Annotated in this window: 19 protein-coding genes; 9 read left to right on the top strand and 10 right to left on the bottom strand. The window is 73.5% G+C overall.

Translation table 11 applies throughout. The annotated features are described in order from the left end of the window. Positions 1 to 24 precede the first annotated feature (24 nt). Both ACGFZF_RS31940 and ACGFZF_RS31935 read right to left on the bottom strand, forming a co-directional pair. On the bottom strand, positions 25 to 750 hold the full coding sequence (locus ACGFZF_RS31940) for a class I SAM-dependent DNA methyltransferase (RefSeq protein WP_393559857.1): 726 nt from the start codon (positions 748 to 750) through the stop codon (positions 25 to 27). A gap of 260 nt (positions 751 to 1,010) precedes the next feature. Further along, complete coding sequence (locus tag ACGFZF_RS31935) at positions 1,011 to 1,715, bottom strand: NADPH-dependent F420 reductase (RefSeq protein ID WP_393559855.1); 705 nt, start codon at positions 1,713 to 1,715, stop codon at positions 1,011 to 1,013. Between the two features lie 193 nt (positions 1,716 to 1,908). On the opposite strand from ACGFZF_RS31935, the gene ACGFZF_RS31930 reads away from it, so the two are divergent. The 7 genes from ACGFZF_RS31930 (at position 1,909) to ACGFZF_RS31900 (ending at position 9,034) form a co-directional block, all read left to right on the top strand. Then, a complete protein-coding gene (locus ACGFZF_RS31930) occupies positions 1,909 to 2,478 on the top strand; it encodes a dihydrofolate reductase family protein (RefSeq protein ID WP_393559853.1) in 570 nt (189 codons plus the stop codon). Positions 2,479 to 2,722: 244 nt separating this feature from the next. Continuing rightward, positions 2,723 to 4,033 carry a YncE family protein gene (locus ACGFZF_RS31925; RefSeq protein ID WP_393559851.1) on the top strand — a complete coding sequence of 437 codons (1,311 nt, stop codon included), beginning with the start codon at positions 2,723 to 2,725 and terminating at the stop codon, positions 4,031 to 4,033. Between the two features lie 71 nt (positions 4,034 to 4,104). After that, positions 4,105 to 4,749, top strand: coding sequence for a hypothetical protein (locus ACGFZF_RS31920; protein WP_393559849.1), 645 nt, complete (start codon positions 4,105 to 4,107; stop codon positions 4,747 to 4,749). A gap of 174 nt (positions 4,750 to 4,923) precedes the next feature. Beyond that, the gene (locus ACGFZF_RS31915) at positions 4,924 to 5,877 is read left to right on the top strand and encodes an alpha/beta hydrolase (RefSeq protein ID WP_393559847.1); all 954 of its coding nucleotides are present in this window, start codon (positions 4,924 to 4,926) and stop codon (positions 5,875 to 5,877) included. Beyond that, on the top strand, positions 5,870 to 7,036 hold the full coding sequence (locus ACGFZF_RS31910; protein ID WP_393559845.1) for an acyltransferase: 1,167 nt from the start codon (positions 5,870 to 5,872) through the stop codon (positions 7,034 to 7,036). The genes ACGFZF_RS31915 and ACGFZF_RS31910 overlap by 8 nt, the downstream gene beginning before the upstream one ends. 7 nt (positions 7,037 to 7,043) lie before the next feature. Further along, the gene (locus ACGFZF_RS31905) at positions 7,044 to 8,360 is read left to right on the top strand and encodes a sensor histidine kinase (RefSeq protein ID WP_393559843.1); all 1,317 of its coding nucleotides are present in this window, start codon (positions 7,044 to 7,046) and stop codon (positions 8,358 to 8,360) included. Next, positions 8,357 to 9,034: a response regulator gene (locus ACGFZF_RS31900; protein WP_393559841.1), complete on the top strand. Its 678-nt coding sequence runs from the start codon at positions 8,357 to 8,359 to the stop codon at positions 9,032 to 9,034. Before ACGFZF_RS31905 ends, ACGFZF_RS31900 begins: the two co-directional genes overlap by 4 nt. 98 nt (positions 9,035 to 9,132) lie before the next feature. Here the strand turns inward: ACGFZF_RS31900 and ACGFZF_RS31895 are convergent, their stop codons facing one another. From ACGFZF_RS31895 to ACGFZF_RS31885, 3 genes are all read right to left on the bottom strand, one after another. Beyond that, complete coding sequence (locus ACGFZF_RS31895) at positions 9,133 to 9,957, bottom strand: hypothetical protein (RefSeq protein ID WP_393559839.1); 825 nt, start codon at positions 9,955 to 9,957, stop codon at positions 9,133 to 9,135. Then, entirely contained in the window at positions 9,957 to 11,228 is a 1,272-nt protein-coding gene (locus ACGFZF_RS31890; protein ID WP_147980401.1) for a VWA domain-containing protein, read from the bottom strand. The genes ACGFZF_RS31895 and ACGFZF_RS31890 overlap by 1 nt, the downstream gene beginning before the upstream one ends. Before the next feature lie 354 nt (positions 11,229 to 11,582). Further along, positions 11,583 to 12,464: a winged helix-turn-helix transcriptional regulator gene (locus ACGFZF_RS31885; protein WP_393559836.1), complete on the bottom strand. Its 882-nt coding sequence runs from the start codon at positions 12,462 to 12,464 to the stop codon at positions 11,583 to 11,585. A 138-nt stretch (positions 12,465 to 12,602) separates the two neighbouring features. Here ACGFZF_RS31885 and ACGFZF_RS31880 point away from each other — a divergent pair, with 138 nt between their 5' ends. Continuing rightward, a complete protein-coding gene (locus ACGFZF_RS31880; protein WP_393559834.1) occupies positions 12,603 to 13,859 on the top strand; it encodes an MFS transporter in 1,257 nt (418 codons plus the stop codon). Positions 13,860 to 13,932: 73 nt separating this feature from the next. Here the strand turns inward: ACGFZF_RS31880 and ACGFZF_RS31875 are convergent, their stop codons facing one another. The 5 genes from ACGFZF_RS31875 to ACGFZF_RS31855 all read right to left on the bottom strand — a co-directional run bounded on the left by ACGFZF_RS31875 (position 13,933) and on the right by ACGFZF_RS31855 (position 18,952). Then, complete coding sequence (locus tag ACGFZF_RS31875) at positions 13,933 to 14,649, bottom strand: flavodoxin family protein (RefSeq protein ID WP_393559832.1); 717 nt, start codon at positions 14,647 to 14,649, stop codon at positions 13,933 to 13,935. Positions 14,650 to 14,908: 259 nt separating this feature from the next. Next, positions 14,909 to 15,742 (bottom strand): endonuclease I family protein, encoded by an 834-nt coding sequence (locus tag ACGFZF_RS31870; protein ID WP_393559830.1) that lies wholly within the window; start codon positions 15,740 to 15,742, stop codon positions 14,909 to 14,911. A gap of 258 nt (positions 15,743 to 16,000) precedes the next feature. Beyond that, positions 16,001 to 16,957 carry an endonuclease/exonuclease/phosphatase family protein gene (locus ACGFZF_RS31865; protein ID WP_393559828.1) on the bottom strand — a complete coding sequence of 319 codons (957 nt, stop codon included), beginning with the start codon at positions 16,955 to 16,957 and terminating at the stop codon, positions 16,001 to 16,003. A 166-nt stretch (positions 16,958 to 17,123) separates the two neighbouring features. Next, the gene (locus tag ACGFZF_RS31860; protein WP_393559826.1) at positions 17,124 to 18,323 is read right to left on the bottom strand and encodes a hypothetical protein; all 1,200 of its coding nucleotides are present in this window, start codon (positions 18,321 to 18,323) and stop codon (positions 17,124 to 17,126) included. Beyond that, on the bottom strand, positions 18,320 to 18,952 hold the full coding sequence (locus ACGFZF_RS31855; protein WP_393559824.1) for an ankyrin repeat domain-containing protein: 633 nt from the start codon (positions 18,950 to 18,952) through the stop codon (positions 18,320 to 18,322). Before ACGFZF_RS31855 ends, ACGFZF_RS31860 begins: the two co-directional genes overlap by 4 nt. Before the next feature lie 409 nt (positions 18,953 to 19,361). Here ACGFZF_RS31855 and ACGFZF_RS31850 point away from each other — a divergent pair, with 409 nt between their 5' ends. After that, positions 19,362 to 20,582: an RNA ligase gene (locus tag ACGFZF_RS31850; RefSeq protein ID WP_393559822.1), complete on the top strand. Its 1,221-nt coding sequence runs from the start codon at positions 19,362 to 19,364 to the stop codon at positions 20,580 to 20,582.

The raw sequence follows: 20,582 nt of genomic DNA, 5'->3' as shown, positions 1-20,582 counted from the left end.
GGCCGGACCTCCACGTGCCGCCCGCTACTCCTCGGACGGCGCTCCGGTCCCCGGCTTCCGGGCCGTCAGGATCGCCTGCGGGGTGTTCTCCGTGGCGTCCGCCGGCTCACGCACCAGGCGCGCCGTCACGACGAGGCCGGCCGCCTCCAGGAGCTCCGCGATGCGGTCGGCCGGCCACCGGTGGACGTCGAGGGCGACCTCGTGGCCGTACGCCTGCCGCAGGCGTACGCACTCGTCTCCGACCTTGAACCCGATCAGGAGCCGGCCGCCGGGAGCCAGTACCCGGTGGAACTCCGCGAAGGAGGCGACCAGTTCGTCCTTCGGCATGTGCACGGTCGAGTACCACGACAGCACGCCGCCGAGGGCGCCGTCCGCGAGGTCCAGGGCCGTCATCGTGCCCGTCTCGAAACGGATCCCGGGGTAGGTCTCGCGCGCCACCGCGATCATCCCCGGGGAGAGGTCCACCCCGAAGACGTCCGCGCCGAGCCCCCGCAGGTGCGCGGCCATCCGGCCGGTCCCGCAGCCCAGGTCGCCCAGCGGCCCCAGGCCGTCGTCCCGCACACCCTCGGCGAAGGACCGCAGCATCGCCGCGTCGACGCGTGTCGACACGATCCGATCGCCGAGAAGGCGCTGGTAGGCGACGGCGACGGTGTCGTACGAGTCACGGGTGCTGTGCGGCGGGAGAGGGTCCTTCGCCGCCTCGAACACGGACGGGGGCAGGGACGCGGTCGTCGGCAGGGATTCGCTCATGGCCGACCACTCTAGGGGGTGTCTTGCCGATCTTGCCGGGCTCCCGGTGTGCTGAGACTTCGTCTCCCGCGTTGTCGTCAGTCGGCATGGCTCCGCCATGACTTCTTCCTCCGCCTTGGATCCGAAGCCCCAGCACACCGCTCACTGATCCGGCCTGATCGACAAGACACCCCCTGGGGGCTGTCCCGCCATGCCGGCAGCACAGTGGAGAGTGCCGTCCGCGTCCTGCGGCGATCGCGCCACGCCGCCGTGCGGCGGAGTCAGCCGCGGAAGCCGGCCGGGCGCTCGGGGGACGCCTCGGCCAGGGCCTTCGCCACGGCCTCGACGTCGCCGCGCAGACCGTAGACCGGGGTGTCCGGCTGCTGGCGCCAGGACTCGTCGATGCCGCCCGCGTCGACCGTGTCGAAGCCGAGTTCGTGTACGAGGCCTCGTACGGTCCGCTTCGCCGTCTCGTCGTCGCCCGCCACGGGGAGAGCGATCCGCTCGGGGTCGCCGGCCGGGCGCGGCCGGTCGAGGATGTCCGACGCGTAGGTGCCGTTGAACGCCTTGATCACCGCGTGGCCGACGTGCTGTTCGGTCCAGCGGCTCTCCGTGAGCCCGTCGTCCTCGATCGCGGCGATCCTGCCGTCCCGCTCCCGGGGGTAGTAGTTGCCGGTGTCGATCACGGCGAAGCCGTCCGCCGCGCCCGCGAAGAGATCCGCGGGGAGGTCCGGGACCGCCCGCAGGGGGACGGTGACGACGACGACCTCGGCCCCGCGCGCGGCCTCACCGACGGGCACGGGCGTGGCCCCGGTCTCCGCCGCGAGCGCGGCGAGGGTCTCGGGTCCGCGGGAGTTGGCCACGGACACGTCGTGCCCGAGGGCGGTGAGCCGGCGGGTGAGGTTGCCGCCGATGTTGCCTGCGCCGATGATGCCGATCTTCATGGAGCCGTCCTTTCGAGCGGGTGCGGCCGCGTGCCACGCCAAGCCGGAACTGCCGACTCGGCGCAGCTATTCCGGCCGCCTCGCCGAGGCGTCGCTTTCGCGCCAGGCGAGTCGCCCGCGGGACGCGACGAGGCCGACCGCGGTGAGATCCCCGACATCCCCCGGCGAGGGGCCTATAACCGTAGGCGCGACGGGTCCACCGCCCGGTGGGGCGCGGAGAGAAGGAGACCGATTCATGGCGCGGAAGATCATCTTGTGGATGGGCATCTCCCTCGACGGCTACATCGAGGGACCGGACCGCGACATCAGCTGGCACCGGGTGGACGAGGAACTCCACCGGCACATGAACGACGAGCTGCGCGTCATGGGCGGGTTCCTCGGCGGCCGCGTCACGCACGAGCTGATGGCGGACTACTGGCCGACGGCGGGGGCGGATCCGGCGAGCTCGCCGATCGAGGTGGAGTTCGCCGCCATCTGGCGAGACATGCCCAAGACGGTCTACTCCCGGACCCTGCAGCAGGCCGACTGGAACACGACCATCGTCCGGCAGGTCGACGCCGACGAGGTGCGGGCGCTCAAGGAGCAGCCGGGCGGCGACCTGGCGCTCTCCGGCGCGGACCTCGCCGCCGCGTTCATGGAGCAGGACCTGGTCGACGCGTACCGGATCTACGTCCACCCGGTGCTCATCGGCCGGGGCAAGCCCCTCTTCCCGACGACGGACGTCGTCACCGGGCTGCGGCTGGCCGAGAGCCGGACGTTCGGCAACGGCGTGGTCCTCCTGCACTACGAACGCGACCGGGACTGAGGGCTGTCCCGTCTTCCGCGGTGGGTCGGCGCGCGGCGCCGGATGCCGTGCATCGCGAGGCGGAGGGCCGTCGCGGGGCCGCTTCGTTTGCGCCACCGGTCGTCGGCAAGGTCGCCTGGGGCCTGCGGGGCGCCCGCGACTACTTCCGTACCGACTCTTGTGGTGTGCGGGGCGACTGCTTACTTTCGAGTAACTCGCCTTCCCCGCAAGGGTGTCGGCGCCGACCGCCCCGGAAGGAACTCGGATGTCCGCTGCCCGGAATCGTGGTGCACGCCGCCTCCTGCTCGGTTCGCTGGCCACCCTCACGGCCCTCGCACTCGGCGCGGGCGGCGGGGGAGCGACCGTGGCCGCCGCGCCGTCCGGACCGGCCGGGGGACCGGGCACCGCCGCGGCGACGGACTCCGCCGGCCTGCGGCAGGTGATGTTCGTCGGGAACAACTGGGACGGCACCGCCGACGTCATCGAGTCGACCGGGTCGTTCCGGAGGATCGGACGGGTCGACGTGGTGCCCGACCGCAGCCGCCGGATGTGGGAGATCTCCCTCAACCCGGTCAAGCTCGCCTACTTCCTCGGGATCCGGCAGGGGCCCGGCGAGGGCCACGACCAGTTCGTCGACGACATGTACGCCACCCCGGACGGCACGGCCATGGTCGTCTCCCGCCCGAGCTTCGCCGACGTCGTCTCGATCGACCTGCGCACCGGAGCACTCAACTGGCGCTTCCCCGTGGCCGGATTCCGCTCCGACCACATGGCGGTCTCGCCCGACGGGACCCGCGTCGCCGTCTCCGCCTCCACCGCCGACAAGGTGCACGTCCTCGACATCACCGACGGACGGGAGGTCGGTTCCTTCACCACCGGCGGCAAGCCGCACGAGAACGTCTTCAGCGCCGACGGGCGCCACCTGTGGAACATGTCGATCGGTGAGGTCACCACCGCCCTCGACGATCCGATCTTCGACTGGACGAAGGGCGACCGGCGCATCACCGTCGTCGACGCCCGCACCTTCCAGCAGGTCCGGGTCATCGACATGCGCGACCGGCTCGACGCCTTCGGCCGCAAGGACCTCTCGGACGCCGTGCGGCCGGTCGCCTTCACCCCCGACGAGTCCACGCTGTACTTCCAGGTCTCCTTCTTCAACGGCTTCCTCGAGTACGACGTCGCCACCGACCGCGTCACCCGCCTCAAGACCCTCCCGAAGAACCCCGCGACCGATCCGGACCGCACCAAGTGGGTCAACGACTCGCGTCACCACGGGCTGTCGATGAGCCCGGACGGCAAGCGGCTCTGCGTCGCCGCCACCATGGACGACTACGCCACCGTCGTCGACCGGGCCACCCTCGCCGAGGGGCCGCTCGTGACGGCCGACAAGCCGTACTGGGCCACGGTCAGCGGCGACGGCCGCGCCTGCGTGATCTCCGAGAGCGGCGCCGACCGGGTGACCGCGATCGACTTCGCCACCGGCCGGGCCGTCGCCTCCGTCGCCGTGGGCGACCACCCGCAGCGCGTCCGCCTCGCCCATGTCCCCGCCGACTGGACCGGTCCCGCCCAGGGCTGAAATCCACTAGCGGGCGCCGCCCGACGGGCACCCGACGTGTACCGGGCGCCGCCGCGGGCAGCCTCCCTGCCGTGGACCACGACGAGCCGAACCCCCACCCGGCGGACGAGCGGGCCGACGAACCGGCCCACGAGCCGCAGCTCCGCTGGACGCCGTTCGCCCCCGAGGACGAGGCCAGACACCGCCAGGACTTCCTGGCGGGCACGGTGTTCGTGGCCGCCGCCGGGATCATGGCCCCCGACGACGGGCCCGGACCCGGATCACCGGACCCCGTCCTCGTCCTCGAGGTGCACGAGGACGAGCGCACCTTCGCGGTCGTCCCCCAACTGCGCGAGGCCTTCGCCCTCCTCGACACGTACGGCGCCGTGGACCTGCACCACCGCACCGAGATCGCCACCGGCTGGTCCGGCATGGGCGGCCACGACCCCCTGGTCAAGCTCCAGTTGCGCTTCCTGGGTCCCCAGCCCTCTCCCGGCACCGGCCAACTGGTCGTCCCCGGGCGGCGCCACGCCTCCCTCTGGCAGCACGTCGTCGACGGCGGCCTGATCGGCATCAGCTCCACCCGGCGGATGGAACGGGCGGTCGCCGGCCCCGAGGCGACCTTCGCCGACGGCATCGGCGCCTGCGTCCTGCTCGCCACGGGAGCGTCCCCCGTCCTCGACCAGTTCATCGAGGGCTACGGCTGGCCCCGGGCCGCCCGCTCCTCGCCGCCTTGATGCCGGGGCGTCCCCCCGGCCCCACCCCGGATGAGGCCCCCCGCGGCGCCCCCTACCCGTAGTACTCCAGAGCTACGCGGCAAGTGTCCCCCCTGGTAGGACGTCAATTACCCGGCGTGATCCATAACTTCGGCACCGGAATCGAGAACCGCCCCGGTACGGAAGGACCACGCCATGGCGTCCCGCCCGCGCAGCCGTCGACTGCGCCGCACCCTGCTCGCCGCCCTCGTCGCCGCCTCGGTGGCGGTGCCCACCGTCGGCGCCGCCGGCCCGTCCGCCGTCCCCGCACCCGCGCCCGCCCCGCTCGGCCCCCTCTCGTTCGCCGACCCCGGCGCACTCGCCGCGCGGTACGACGCCAACCGCGCCGCCGTCCGGGCCGCCGAGGTCATGGCCGAGGCGCACGGCGACCACGGACGCGCCGCCACCCTGCGGGTCATGGCCGGGGAGGACCACCGGCTCCTCTCCTTCGACGGCCGGGACGGCGGCCGCAGCGTCGAGGTGTTCGGCGACCTCGCCGGCGCCACCCGCATAGCGGTCCTCGTGCCCGGCTCCGACACCCGGCTCGACAGCCACCGCTTCCGGTCCGGCGCCGCCGCGCTGCAACGCGAACAGGGCCGCGGGACCGCCGTCCTGGCCTGGCTCGGCTACCGGACCCCCGCCACCCTCAGCGCCGCCGCGGCCACCCCCCGGCGCGCCGAGGAAGCCGCCCCGCTCCTCGCTGCCTTCGTCCGCGAACTGGCCGCCGCCGCACCGCGTGCCCGCCTCACGCTGCTCTGCCACTCCTACGGTTCCGTCGTCTGCGCCAAGGCCGCGGACGGCCTCCCGGTCGCCGGCCTCGTGCTCTACGGCAGCCCCGGCACCGGCGCCGACCACGCCGCCGACCTCGGTACCCGGGCCACCGTCTGGGCCGGCCGCGGCACGGACGACTGGATCGCCCACGTTCCCCACGCCCGCGTCTCCCTGGGCCTCGGGGAGATCGGCTTCGGCACCGACCCCGTCGCCCCGCGGTTCGGCGCCCGGGTCTTCGACGCCGGCCCCGGCGGCCACAGCGACTACCTCCGCCCCGGCTCCGTGCCCCTGCGGAACATGGCCCGGATCGTCGCGGGAGCGGAGCCGGCCGATGCGTGACCTCGCCCGCCGGATCGACGCCGCCACCCCACCCGGCCGCGACCGGGCCCTGGACGCCCTGCGCGCCCTCGCCATCCTCGGCGTGGTCCTCGGACACTGGCTCGTCACGGCCCTGACCAACGACAGCGGCACCCTACGCGCCGTCAGCCCCCTCGGCCGCCTGCCCGAATTCACGCCGGTCTCCTGGGTGTTCCAGACCCTGGCCGTCTTCTTCCTGGTCGGCGGACGGGTCGCCGCCGCGAGCCACACCAGCGCCCTCGCCCGGGGCACCTCCTATCGCGACTGGCTGACCGCGCGCCTCGGCCGGCTGTTCCGGCCCGTGGCCGTCCTCCTCGTCGTGTGGGCCGCGGCGGCGCTCGCGATGACCCTGAGCGGGGTGCCCGGGCAGACCGTGCACACGCTGGGCAAGCTCGTCCTCTCCCCGCTCTGGTTCCTGCTGGTCCTCGCCGCCCTCACGGCGGCGACCCCCCTGGTCGCCAGGGTGCACCCCCTGTGGCCGCTGGCCGTCGTGCTGCACGTCGACGTGATCCGCTTCGGCTTCGACGGCCCCGAAGGGCTCGCCTGGACGAACGTGGCGGCCGGCTGGCTCGTCCCGTACTGCCTCGGAGCCCTGTGGGCGCGGCACGGCATCAGGAAACGGGCCGTCGGATGGGCCTTGCTGGTCTCGGGCACCGTGGCCACCGTCCTGCTCGTCCTCTTCGCCGGCTACCCGGCGTCCATGGTCGGCGTGCCCGGCGCGCCCGTCTCCAACCTCAACCCGCCCACGCTCGCCGCCGTCACCTTCGGCCTCGCCCAGTGCGGCGCCGCCTTCCTGCTCGTCGGCCCGCTGCGCCGGACCCTGCGGCGGCCCGCCGCCTGGGCGGCCGTGGCCCTCCTCAACCTCAGCGCCATGACGGTGTTCCTGTGGCACCAGACCGCGATGATGGCCGTCACGATGCTGGGCCTGCTCGTCGCCGGACCGACCGGCCACGGCCCCCTGACCGGCCTGCACACCGTCCCCGACGGACACCCCTGGATCCTCGCCCGGCTCGCCTGGCTCCCGGTGTTCGCGCTCGCCCTGCTCGCCTGCGTCGCCGTCTTCCGTACGTACGAAACGGGCGGCCGCCGCCCCTCCCGAGTGCGGCGACCCGCTGCGAGAAGGCAGGTGCGACGTGCATAGGGTGGCAGTGACCGACAAGGGGGAACGGGTGGGGGACGGTTACGGGCAGGCGCTGGGCGCCGCCCTGCGCAGGGCGGCGATCAGGCTGCGCCGCGACCTGTGGACGATGGCCCGCGACCCGCTGCCCCGCCAGACCTGGTTCGGCTGGCTGCCGCACGGACACCTCGTGCTGCTCGCCGCCGTCGCGGGCATCGCCAAGATGGCCGAGTACGGCGAGGCGATGAACGTCCTCAGCGCCCCCGTCGAACTGCTCGTCGTCCTCCAGGCCGCGTCCCTCGTCCTCGCCCTGAGCCGCCCGGTGCCGGCCTGGTGGCTGTCCACGCTCAGCCTGTTCCTGACCGCCGAGATCACCGACGCGACCGTCGGCGTCGACATGCTCTGGCCCTGGAGCGTCTGGGGCATCGTCGTGCACACCTTCGTGGTGCTGCTCCTCGCGCTGCGGGTCCCCCCGCACGTCACGGCCGTCACACTCCTCCTCACCGTGCTCTCCGGGACGGGCAGCGCGGCCGTGCCCTCGGGCATCGTGCACAACGAGGACGTGGTCGGTGGCACCCTCGCCTTCGCGATCGCGGCGGTCGTCGGCGCGTCCCTGCGCCTGAGCCGGGTCGCCCGGAACAAACTGCTCGAACAAGAGGTCCTCACCGCCGAGGAGCGGGCCCTGCGCACCGTCCTGGAGGAGCGCGGACGGATCGCCCGGGAGCTCCACGACGTCGTCGCCCACCACATGTCCGTGATCTCCATCCAGGCACAGGTGGCCCCCCACCTCGTCGAGAACCCCTCCGACGAACTGCGGGAGAACCTGGCGGGCATCCGCCAGAACGCCGTCGAGGCGCTGACCGAACTGCGCCGCGTCCTCGGCGTCCTGCGCGCGGAGGACCCGTCGGCCGACTCCGTACGGCACACCCCGCAGCCCACCCTCGACCGGCTCGACGAGCTCCTCGACAACGTCCGCGCCGCCGGCCTGTCCGTCGACACCGCCACCAGCGGCGAACGCCGCCGGCTCGCGCCGGGCGTCGAGCTGTCCGCGTACCGCATCGTCCAGGAGGCGCTGAGCAACGCGATGCGGCATGCGCCGGGTGCCCCGGTGCGGGTGGAGACCGGGTACCTGCCCACCGGGCTCACCCTCCGGATCGCCAACACCCCGGCCACGCGCCCCGTCGACCCGGCGTCCGCCCCGCTCTCCCCGGGACTCGGCCACGGCCTGCTCGGCATGCGGGAACGCACCGCCATGCTGGGCGGCGAGCTGGTCGCCGGGCCCACCCCGGACGGCGGCTACGAGGTGACCGCCACCCTGCCCCTCGACACCCCCAAGGACGGCTCATGACCGGCGGCACCATCCGTGTCCTCATCGCGGACGACCAGATGATGGTCAGACAGGGGTTCACGGTGCTGCTCAACGCCGAGCCCGGCATCGAGGTCGTCGGCCAGGCCGTGGACGGCGCCGACGCGGTGACCAAGGTCGCGGAACTCGCGCCCGACGTCGTCCTGATGGACATCCGCATGCCCGGCACCGGCGGCATCGAGGCCACCCGCATCCTCACCACGGCCGCCGGCTCCACCGTGAAGGTGCTCGTCCTGACCACCTTCGACCTCGACGAGTACGTCTACGAGGCCCTGCGCGCCGGTGCCTCCGGATTCCTGCTCAAGGACGCCTCCGCCGACGAACTCGCCGAGGCGGTACGGGTGGTGGCCCGAGGCGACGCCCTCCTCGCCCCGGACCTCACCAAACGTCTGATCATGGAGTTCTCCCGGCTCAGCGCCACCCCGCGCAGCCCCCTCAAGGACCGCGTCGGGGTGCTGACGGAGCGGGAGACCGAGGTCCTGACCCTGGTCGCCCAGGGCCTGTCGAACGCGGAGATAGCGACGTGTCTCGTCGTGGCCGAACAGACCGTCAAGACCCACGTGAGCCGCATCCTGGTCAAGCTGGGACTGCGCGACCGCACCCAGGCGGCCGTCTTCGCCTTCGACACCGGCCTGGTCCGCCCGGCCGGCCACTGAACACCGCCGTCGCGCTGCGACCCGCGCCTCCTGGGGGCACCGCCTTCCGGGCCGGACCCGGGGTGCGCGGCGGCCGCGCACCCCGGGTCCGCGGACCCTCAGACCGCCGGCGGAACCCGGGACGGGCGACCCGAGCCGCGCGTCAGGGTGTAGCCGCCGATACCGGCGAGCGCGCCGAGCACACCGCCCACCGCGGTCCAGATCCATCGGTCGGACCACCAGCCGGAGGACCAGCCGTCCTCGGGCGAACGTGCCTCCACCGCCGACGGCTTCGCGGTGTCCGCCTCGGACTCGTCCCCGGTGGTGGCACCCGGCACCAGCGGCGCCGCGAGCGCACCGTCGGCGGCGTACGCGCCCCCCTTCTCGGCGGAGACCGCCCCGATCCGCGCGGTGAACGACTGGCCGAGGTCCTCGTCAGGGAGACCGGTGGCCGTCAGCCGCACGAAGTAGCTGCCCGGCAGCGGGTCCTCGTCCCACGTCTCCGCCCAGGACCGGACCGTCCGCAGGGTGCAGGTCAGCTCGACGGACGCGGCGTCCTTCGCCGCGGTGCGCGACTGCATCCCGTACATGCACGGCTGACGGCGCCGCAGTCCGTCGTAGACGTCGACGCGCCAGGTCGAGGCGCCGTGCCGCAGGGCCGCGTCCGGAAGGGTCACGGTGGCCCGTACCGTCGGACGCTGTCCGGTGTCGGCGGGGAACACCCAGTAGAGGTAGGCGCCGGTCGAGGCGCTCGCGGTGGCCTCCTGGCCCTGCCGGAAGAAGGCGGCGTCACGGAAGCCGGTGCCGGCGCGCGTCGGCCCTGCGCCGGCCTCGGCGCTCGCGCTGCCGCTCGGCGTCGGGGAGTCGGCCAGCGCGGGGGCCCCGAGGCCCAGGAGCGCGGCGCCCGTCAGCAGGGCGGTGGTGAGTGTGCGTACGGTACGCATCAGTTGGTCCTCCAGACGGCGACGCGCCAGCGGGACAGCCAGCCCCACAGCAGACCGCCCACGAAACCGGCCAGTACCAGCACACCGAGCAGCCACCAGCCGCGGCCGAGCCCGAAGGCGGCGACGTCGGAGGCCTCGTCGGGCGCGTCGACCAGGTCGACGGCGAGCTCGATCGGCATGCCCGGCGTCGTCTTGACCGACGGCGGAGCCGAGAAGGAGTTGCTGACCTGGAGGCACACGGTCTCGGCCGCGGGCTTCTCCCCGTCGACGTCGTCCCGGGGAGCCTTGGGGTAGCGCAGGCCGGTCGAGATCAGGTCCGTCCGTCCGTCGCCGGCCTCGGAGCCGCGGACGATCTCACGGCCGTGCACGGTCACCGCGCGCAGCAGCACGCCGTAGTCGTCGTTCACGGCGCGGTCGGCGGACACGCTCACGGAGGCGCGCAGCTCCTGACCGGGCAGGACGTCCACCCGGTACCAGCGGTGCTGGCCGAAGGTCTCGCGGTCGGTGTACAGGCCCGGCTTCAGCACGGGCGCGTCGGCGCACCGCCCGGCGCCCGCGGCGGCGATCGGCGTGACGACCGGGTCGGCCGCGCGGTCCACCAGTTCGCGGACGCGGCCCGAGAGCTCCTCGGTGTGCTTGACCGAGGTGTACGTGCCGCCGGTCGCCTCCGCGATGCAGGTCAGCTGCTGACGGGTCTTGGCGTCCGGCACCAGGCCCAGGGTGTCGATCGTCAGATGGATGCCCTTGGCCGCGATCTCCCGCGCCACCTCGCACGGGTCGAGCGGGGCGCAGGTGTCCTCGCCGTCGGTGATGAGCACGATCCGGCGGGTGGCGTCACCGCCCTTGAGGTCCTCGGCGGCGCCGAGGAGGGCCGGGCCGATCGGGGTCCAGCCGGTGGGCGCCAGGGTGGCGACGGCCGTCTTCGCCTCGGTCCGGTCGAGCGGGCCGACGGGGTAGAGCTGACGGGTGTCCTTGCAGCCCTTCTGGCGGTCCTGTCCGGGGTAGTCGGCCCCGAGGGTCCGTATGCCGAGCTGCACCTCCTCGGGGACCGCGTCGAGCACCTCGTTGAACGCCTGCTTGGCGGCGGCCATACGGGACTGGCCGTCGATGTCGCGGGCCCGCATCGAGCCGCTGACGTCGAGCACCAGCTCTACCTTGGGGGATTCCTTGGCCGCCGGTTCGTCGGCGGCGGCGCCGGTCGGGACGAGCCCGACGGCCAGTGCGGCGAGCAGCGCGCAGGCCCCGGTCGCCAGCCGTTTTCTCGTGATCATTGGCGGATCGTATGGAGGATCTTCCGACAATCCAAAACGGCCTCGTGCGGACCCTTCTGCGGGGCCGTCAGAATGCGGTCGCGGCCTCGCCGACCCACGGGTGCTACGGGGTGTCCTGCCGGTTTCGTCCGGCCGGTGGCGGCTTCCGCGCGCCGTGCGGCGGGCGCGATCGCCGTGCGGTCCGGCCGGGGTCAGCGGTGTTCGGGGTCGGGGAAGCCGGCCTTGCATCGACCTTCGTGCCGGCGTCGGCCGTCCGGCCGTTCGACGTGTCGATCGTCTCGCGTCCTCCCGGGGAGGCCGGTCACCGTCGATCGGCTCCTCCGCCGGATCCTTCCTGCGCTTGTTCCGTACGTGTCAGTCCTCCGCGGCCAGGCGCCGTACCTCGGCCAGCGCCTCGCTCACCGCAGCCGGGATGTCCGTCACCGGGAAGCGCGCGTGCCGCACCGTGCCGTCACGATCGACGACCAGCACGGTCCGTTTCAGTCGCAGCAGTTGTCCGGCGCGGAAGGTGGGCAGGCGCAGGGCGGCGGCGAGGCGGAGGTCGACGTCGGAGAGGAGGGTGAAGGGGATGTCCTCCTGGCTCGCGAACACGCGCTGTTCGTCGGGGCGTTGGGTGCTGACGCCGTGCACCTCCGCGCCCGCGGCGCGGAAGTCCTCGTAGGCGTCCCGGAAGAGCCGGTTCTCCAGCGTGCAGCCGACGGTGCCGGGGATGTGTGACCAGCCCTCCGGCAGGGGGCTGGGGCTTCCGGTCGCCGGATAGCAGAACAGGACGGTGGCCACGCCGTCGGCCACCGGGTCGACCGGCGCGCCGTCCCGGTGACCGGGCAGCCGCAGGCGCGGCAGTCGCAGGCCCGTCAGGTCCGCGACGCGCCGCGCCTCCGCGCTCGTCTCGTCGGCGGTACCGCTGAGAGAGCCGTCGCCGAGGAGCCAGCGGTCGGCCCAGTCCTGCATCGACAGCAGGACCGGCAGCAGCCCCCGGCCGCTCTCGGTCAGCCGGTACTCGTGCCGCGTCGGCCGCTCCTGGTACGGGACCTTCTCCAGCACCCCCGTCTCCACCAGGTGCGCCAGGCGCTCGGTGAGCACCTTCCGGGAGATGCCCAGCTCCTCCTGGAGCGCGTCGAACCGGTGGTGCCCTCGGGCGGTCTCCCGGATCAGGAGCAGGCTCCACCAGTCGCCGACCACCGCAGCGGCCTGCGCGATCGCGCAGGCGGCGTCCCGCTCGGGAACCGACCTCATCACTGCGTCTCCCCTTCTGCCCGCACGGCGGCCGCTCGTCGGGACCATCTTGCGCCATGAGGTCGGTTCCGGATAGAAACTCACCTGGAACGAGTGAGTTCCCAAAAGAGACTAACAACATCCGGGGGTGGGCGCTGTATGAGCGGAACACAAGCGATCCAGGAGCACGACCGACGCGACGACGAGCGAGAGACCTCATCGCCGGGCGTCTTCTGGCGCTTCTGGGCCGCCGCCACGGTCAGCGGCGCTGGCACCGCCGTCACCGCCCTCGCCCTGCCGCTCGTCGCCCTCACCGTTCTGGACGCCACCGCCCTCCAGGTCGCCCTGCTCGCCGCCGCCGGTCAGGTCTCCTGGCTGCTGCTCAGCCTCCCGGCGGGCGTCCTCGCACAGCGCGTGCCGCTGCGCCGACTCCAGGTCGCACTCGACCTCGTACGGTTCGCGGCGCTCGGATCGCTGCCGCTCGCCTGGTGGATCGGCACGCTCACGTATCCGCACCTGCTGTTCGCGGCGCTCGTCACCGGCTCGGCGACCGTGCTGTTCGACATCGGCAACTCGACCTTCCTGCCCGCCGTCGTCCCGGCCCGGCAGCTGGCCGCCCGCAACAGCGTCATGTCGGGCACACACGCCGTCACCGACACCGGCGGCCCCTCCCTCGGCGGCGTCCTGATCGCCGCGACGGGCCCGGTCGGCGCGCTCGTCGTGGACGCCGCCAGCTACCTGGCCTCCGCCGTGCTCCTGCGCACCCTCCCCGAGAGCCGCCCCGCGCCCCGCACCGGCGAGAGCGCGCTGCGACTGATGCGCGCGGGATGGCGGTACGTCACCAAGCACCCGGTCATGCGCCCCTGCATGATCTGGGCGACCGCCGCCAACTTCCTCAACGCGGCCCTCGTCGCCCTCACCCCCCTCTACCTGGTCCGCGGAGCCGGCCTCGACTCCGTACAGCTCGGTCTCGTCCTCGCCATGGACGGGGTCGGCGCGCTCGCCGGCGCCGCCGTCGCGGTCCGCGTGACCACCCGCCTCGGCACCGCGTGGGGCGTCATCGCGGCCGACCTGGCCGGCGGCGCGCTGCTCCTGCTCGCCCCGCTGACCACGTCGGCGGGGGACGCGTACTGGTTCGCCCTGGGCAACGCCGGCTTCGCCTTCGGCACCGTCATCGGCTCGATCACCACTCGCACCTACCGGCAGACGCAGTCGCCCCCGGAGCTGCTGTCCCGCGTGATGGCCACGGTCCGCTTCGTCTCCTGGGGCGCGCTGCCGCTCGGCGCGGTCACCGCCGGCCTCCTCGCCACCCACCTCGGCGCCCGTACCGCGCTCTGGACCGTCTGCGCCGCCGCCCTCCTGCCCCCGCTCTACCTCTTCTCCACCAAGGTGGGCCGCCACCGCGACCTCATCTGACGCCGTGGCGCCACGCCAGGCGCGATGATCCGGCACTGACTTCCACCGGACCTCCGACCGTTCCGGCCCGCACTCAACGGTGCTCGGGGTTCTCGAAGTCGAACCGGCAGCCGGCGTCCCATTCGGAGCGCTGGTTGCCGTGGACGGGGATGCCACCGGCGTCCTTGAGCATGCGGGCCAGGTGGAGCTGGTTCCAGGTCATGAAGGTGGTGTTGCGGTTGGTGAAGTCGTTGTCCGGCCCGCCGGAGCCGGGGTCGAGGTAGGACGGTCCGGGGCCGGCTGGGCCGACCCAGCCCGCGTCGGCCTGCGGCGGAATGACGTACCCGAGGTGCTGAAGGCTGTAGAGGACGTTCATCGCGCAGTGCTTGGCGCCGTCCTCGTTGCCGGTGATCAGGCAGCCGCCCACCCGACCGTAGTAGGCGTACTGGCCCTGCTCGTTGAGGATCGACGAGCAGGCGTACAGGCGCTCGATCACCTTCTTCATGACCGAGGAGTTGTCTCCCAGCCACACGGGCCCCGCCAGGGTCAGGATGTCGGCGGCCATCACCTGCGAGTAGACCACCGGCCACTCGTCCGTCTCCCACCCGTGCTCCGTCATGTCCGGCCAGACACCGGTCGCGATGTCGATGTCCACCGCCCTGAGCACCTCGACCTGCACGCCCTGGCGCTCCATGATCCCGGTGCTGATGTCGATCAGCCCCTGCGTGTGGCTGCGCTCCGGAGAACGCTTGAGCGTGCAGTTGATCACCAGGGCGCGGAGATCACGGTAGGACGTGCCGGTGTCGGTCATCGATGCGTCCCCTTGCGGACGAGTGGGTGGTCGGGCGGCGCAACACCCGGCTGCCGGCGTCGACGGGCCCCGGGTCGGTCCGGCCGAGAATCCCGTCCACTGTCTCGCCTCGCTGGGCGGAATGACCGAACGCCGCGCCAACGGTCACGGAGCCGGCCACCCGATCACCCGCATGGCCCCGCACCGATGACATGCCACCGTGCGCCGGGACCCGGCGCCGGACCTCCGGATTTACCGGGTGGTCCGGCGCGCGGTCTCGCTACCAGATCGCCTCGACCCACTCCGGGTGGTCGATGAAGGGGTTCCGGTTGCCCTGGTAGGTGCCGAAGATGATGTCGTTGCGCCGCTGCTCGAAGGCGCTCGGCGGGTCCTGCTCGTTCCACTGCTTCAGGACCGAGAGGCGACCGTGGTAGGGGACGCTGCCGTTGGTGGTCGAGTCGTTGGGCTCCAGGTTCGCCCACGCGTCGTCGCCCTCGTAGCGGACGGCCATGTACAGGATCATGCGGGCCACGTCGCCCTTGTCGGCGTTGCGCGGCTCGAAGGAGTTGCTGTCCGTGTAGCTGCCCGTCGCGCCGCTGACGGGGCTGCCGCCGTTGTCGAAGTCCTTGTTCCCGCGCGTGCTGTTGACCTGGACGTCCGCCGGGCGCAGGTGGTGGAGGTCGGTGCCGGGGCCGGCGGAGGTGCCGAAGTTCCCGTGGGACTGGGCCCAGACGTGCTCACGGTTCCAGTCGCCCACGTCGCCCCCGTTCAGGGACTTGCTCCGCGAGGTGCCGCTGTACAGCAGGATCACGTTGTTGCTGTTGACGGGGTCCTGGTCGGTGACCTTCAGGGCGTTCCAGACGGCGTCGTACGAGATCTTCGTCTGGGTCTTGATGATCGTGTGCAGCGAGGACTTGAGGCTCGTGCCGGTCTTGCCTATCGCGTCCTCGTAGTACGTGGCGTCGTAGGCGGTCGTCGCGGCGGCGACCTGGACCGGGCCGGCTGCCGGCGCGGTGGTGGCGGTGGCCGTCGCGGGGGCGAAGCCGGTGCCGAGGAGCGCACCGAACGCGGCGAGGACGGCGAGGGCGCGAGGGGATCTGCGGAGTCGGGGCATCCGTCGTTCCTCCATGGGGGGGTGAGGGGTGGGCTGTACGTCTGAGGGGGCGTGCGGGAACCCACTCTGCGCGCGTAGAACGTCGTCGCACGGACGTCCGAGCGCCGCGCGCTTGAACGGTACATGACCACTTGGTGTCCATGGAATGCCCTGCTCCGCAGACGAATCGAAGACACGGGGCCGGAAGACGTCCGCGCGCGGTCCCCGCGTTGCTCGCCCGGCGACGGACCACCGACCACACCGCAGAGGTACGGACCTTCAGAACCGTACGTGCGCCGCGATCGGCAGATGGTCGCTGCCGGTGCCGGGCAGGGTCCAGGTCCTCGTGACCACCGCGCCGCGCGTCAGGACGTGGTCGATGCGCGCCAGGGGCAGACGGGCCGGCCAGCTGAAGGCGAACGAGTCCCGGCCGGCCCCCACCACCGACGTGACGGGCCGCAGGCCCCGGTCGTCGATCGTGCCGTTGAGATCGCCGACGACGAGGATCCTGCCGTTCGCGGGCTCCGCGGCGATCGCGTCCCCGAGCCGCCGCGCGCTCTCGTCGCGCCATCCCGTGGCGTACCCCTGCGTCGCGCGGACCCGGACCGACGGCAGATGGACCACGTACGCCGTGAGGTCGCCCCGCGGGCCGGTCACCACGACGCGCAGCCCGCGCTCCCAACCGTCCCCCACCGCACGCGGCTTGATGTCCACGCGCCCGGAGTCCCGGAGCGGATACCTCGACCACAGCCCCACCGAGCCCACCGTCGCGTGATGGGGATGGGTGGGGGCGAGCGCCGCGCGGTAGGCGGGCAGCCGCTCCGGCGTCAGCTCCTCCAGCGCGACGAGGTCGGGGGACGCGCCGAGCAGGATCCGCACGGCACGGGACGGATCGGCGTTCTCGTCGCTCACGTTGTGCTGCACCACCGTCAGATCGTGCGGGCCGCCGCCCGGCGAGGGCGGCAGCACCGACCGGAACGTCCAGGCCCACACCCCGAGAAGCAGCGCGCTCGCCACCACCGCGACGACCGAGCGGCGTACGGCGGCCACGACGAACCCGGCCAGGGCCACCAGCCCGAGCCACGGCAGGAACGTCTCCAGCAGACTCATCGCGTTCCCCGGCAACCGGGGCAGCCGGGCGTGACCCGGCAGCAGCCCCGCGGCCACCACCGCGACCGCAGCCGTCACCGCCCCGCGCGGCCACCGCCCCCGTGCCCCGCCCTCGAGCCCGCCCACGCCGCTCCCCTCCGTCCCGCCTCGCGCCCGGCCGCGACACCGTACGCCCCGCCTTCGGCAGGAGGGACGCCCGACACGGCGGCCCAGTTCCGGGGGCCGGTGCCCGCGCGACCGGGACGCCGCGGGGCGGCCGTACCGGCGTGGCTCGGGTGCGCGACGCCCGCCCCTACAGCACCACGACTCCGAGGGGCCGCTCGCCCGCCGCGACGCGCCGCGTGTCGCCCGAGGTGAGGTCGACGACCGTCAGGCCGTCCCAGTAACCGTCGCGCGTGAAGCCGCCGGTGACGTACGCCGTCCGGCCGTCCTTCGACACCGCGACGTCCTCGTGGGGTCCGTCCAGCGGGATGATCCGCTCGGCGCCGTCCGGGCGGCGCACGGTGAGCGACGCGCCCTGGTCGGAGGCCGGGTCGATGGGGCCCGTGCCCACGACGAGGAGCGTGCCGTCCGGCGTGACGGTGGCCCCGTGCTGGTGGGTGTCGGCCGTCATCGCACGGATCTCCGTCCGCCCGGTCCGCGGGTCGACCTCGGCCAGCCGTTCGCCCTCGAACGGCAGCAGCAGTCTGCCGTCCGAGGGCCGGACGACGGTGTAGTGCGGCTTCAGCCAGGAGCCGAGACCGCCCTCGGTGCCGTACGGCGCGACCTCGATGCGCCGTGTGCCGTCGGCGCCGCCCGTCGTCGCCGCCGGGACGACGGTCACGTCGAAGGAGTCGTGGTTCGTCACGTACACCTCGTGGCCGTCGCGCGAGACGTCCACGTCGAAGGGGCGCCGGCCGACGGGAACGGTGCCGGTCACCGTGAGGTCCCGGGTGTCGACGATCTCCAGCGTGCCGTTGCCGCCTGGGACGTTGACACCGACGTACGCCCGCGCGCCGTCGGGGGAGAGGGCGATGCCCATGCCGCCGCCCCGGTACTCGCCGGTCGTGACCGGACCGGTGTCGGTGGTGTACGGGACGAGCGCGATCCGCTCGCGCGTCCGGGTGTCGACCACCGCCACGCCCTCGGCCGTGGCCACCCAGGCGCGTCCGTCGGCGCCGAGCGCCAGTCCGTAGGGCGCCGTTCCCACCCGCACGGAGGCGATCGCGCCCTTCGCCGGGTCGACGTAGGTGACGGTGTCGGCGCCGAAGTCGGCCACGAGCAGCGTCCCGGCGGGGGTCGTGACGGGCCGGCCGGCCGGAGCAGGGGGCGTCGTCGTGCCCTCGGCCGACGTCGCGGGTACGGCCGCCGGGGAGGCCGGGCCGCCGGCGCCGGCTCCGGGCGCGCAGCCGGTGACCAGGGCGAGGGCCGCCGCCGCGGGCACGAGGAGCCGCAGCGGCGCCCGCCGCCGAACGGGGCCGGGACGTGCGGACGGGCACGAGCCCGGGGTCATCGAGTGGCTCCGCGACCGGGCGCGGTGGCGCGCGCCGACGCCGCCTCCAGGAGACCGGCGATCGTGCGGAACCCGCGCCGCCGGGCGTGTGCCTCGGGCGTCGTGCCGTCGTGGTCCGCGAGCAGGGGGTTCGCCCCCGCCGTGATCAGGAGTTCCACGATCTCCTGGTGGGGGAGGCCGCCGTCGCCGAGGATCACGGCCTCCAGCAGTGCCGTCCAGCCCAGCCGGTTGACGTGGTCGACGTCGATGTCGGTCTCGTGCAACACCGCCCGTACGTACGCGACATGCCCGCGCTCGGCGGCGGGGATGAGCGAGACGCCGCCGAAACGGTTGGTGAGCGCGAGGTCGGGGCCCGCCGGAAGCAGCGTGCGCATCATCGCGACGCTGCCGGTGACGCCGGTGACCAGCCACGGCGAGTCGTGGCAGTCGTCCCGGGCGTTCACGTCGGCGCCCGAGGAGACCAGGACCCCGGCCACGGCCACGTGGTCGGCGCGCGCCGCGAGCAGGAGGGGCGTACGGCGGTCGTCGTCGCGGCACTCGACGTCCGCGCCGGCGGCGAGGGCCGCGCGCGCCTCCGCGACGTCCCCGCGTCGGGCCGCCGCCAGCAGAAGCCGGTCGTTCGTGTGCATGGACGTTCTCCTTCTGGCCGCCGAGGGGGACTGCGCGGAAGGCGGGACGGGTCCGCCTGCCGTACTCCATCCTGGGCCCGCCGCGGACCCGCCCCGGTCGGCCCGGCGGCCGGGAACGGAGCACCGACCGGCCGACGCCCGGGTCGTCCGATCGGACGACCCCACGTCGGCCCGGCCCGCTGTACGGGCCCGCCCGGCGGCGCCCGCGGCCACGGCGGTGGAGCGGACGCGCCGAAGGGGTCCGGACACCGGGCGGTCCGCGCCGGCCGGCAGAGTCGCGCACGGGTGTGGCCCGGCCGCCCGGAAGCGGCGCACGGTGCGGCCGAGCCGCCCGCGCGCCACCGGAAAACCACTGTCGGCAAGGCTCCGCCGCAGGTGACAATGAGTCACCACGAACCAGGAGGAACCCATGAGCCAGGGCACCCTGACTCTCCACGAGCTGCTGCCGTCGCAGGATCTCGCGGCCGCGCTCGACGCCGGGCACGTCACGCGGAAGTCGCACCCCGAACTGCCGCTGTCGATCTACACCTACACACGGGCCTGCCAGTACGAGCAGATCTGGAACCAGGTCACCACGCGCTGCCGCGGCCTCGTCGCCGACGACGCCACCGGTGAGATCGTCGCCCTGCCGCTGCCGAAGTTCTTCAACCTCGGCGAGCACGAGACCGGCCGGCCGTACGCGCCCGCGCTGCCCGACGAGCCGTTCGAGATCTACGACAAGGTGGACGGCAGTCTCGCGGTGGTCTTCCACTACGCGGGCCGCTGGCGAGTGGCGTCCAAGGGTTCCTTCATCAGCGCCCAGGCGACCTGGGCACAGCGCCGCCTCGACCGGGCCGACACCGGGGCGCTGACCCCGGGGGTGACCTACCTCGCCGAGATCATCTACCCGCAGAATCGTATCGTCGTGGACTACGGCGACCGCCGGGACCTGGTGCTGCTCGCCGCGATCGGCGCGGACGGCACGGAGGTCCCGCTCGCCGAGGCCGCGTCCCACTGGCAGGGCATCGGCTCGGTCGTCACCGTCTGGCCGGCCATGACGATCGGCGAACTGGTCGGGCTGACCGAGTCGAACACGCTGCCCGGCGGCGCGACGGCCACCGGCACCGACGCCGAGGGCTTCGTGCTGCGCTTCGCGTCCGGCGTACGGGCCAAGGCCAAGCTGTCCGAGTACGTCAGGCTCCACAAGGTCCTGACCGGAGTCACCGAACGCGACATCTGGCGCAGCCACGGCATCCAGCGGTTCGCCGGCATGTCCGCGAAGCGGCTGGCCCAGGGACTGGGCTGCTCCCTCGCCGAACTCGGCGGGATCCGGGCCGGCGGCGGCCGGCCGCTGGACGCCCTCCTGGAGCAGGTGCCGGACGAGTTCGACACCTGGGTGCGCGGGGTGATCGCCCGCCTGGAGGACGAGGCGGCGACCCGCGAGCGCGCCATCGAGGACGCGTACGCGAGCCTCGCCCACCTCGCGGACGACCGCGGCGCGTTCGCGAGGGCCGTCAAGGCCCTGCCCGCCGCCGACGTCATCCGGTCGGCCATGTTCCAGCGACTCGACGGACGTCCGGTCGACCTGCTCGTCTGGCGCGCCGTCAGGCCGCGCACGGCCGACCCCTACACCACAGACCAGGAGAACTGA

Source organism: Streptomyces sp. NPDC048338 (assembly GCF_043201055.1).
Taxonomy (GTDB): domain Bacteria; phylum Actinomycetota; class Actinomycetes; order Streptomycetales; family Streptomycetaceae; genus Streptomyces.
The sequence above is the reverse complement of the archived record's forward strand: the minus strand, read 5'-3'. Positions and strand labels throughout refer to the sequence as shown.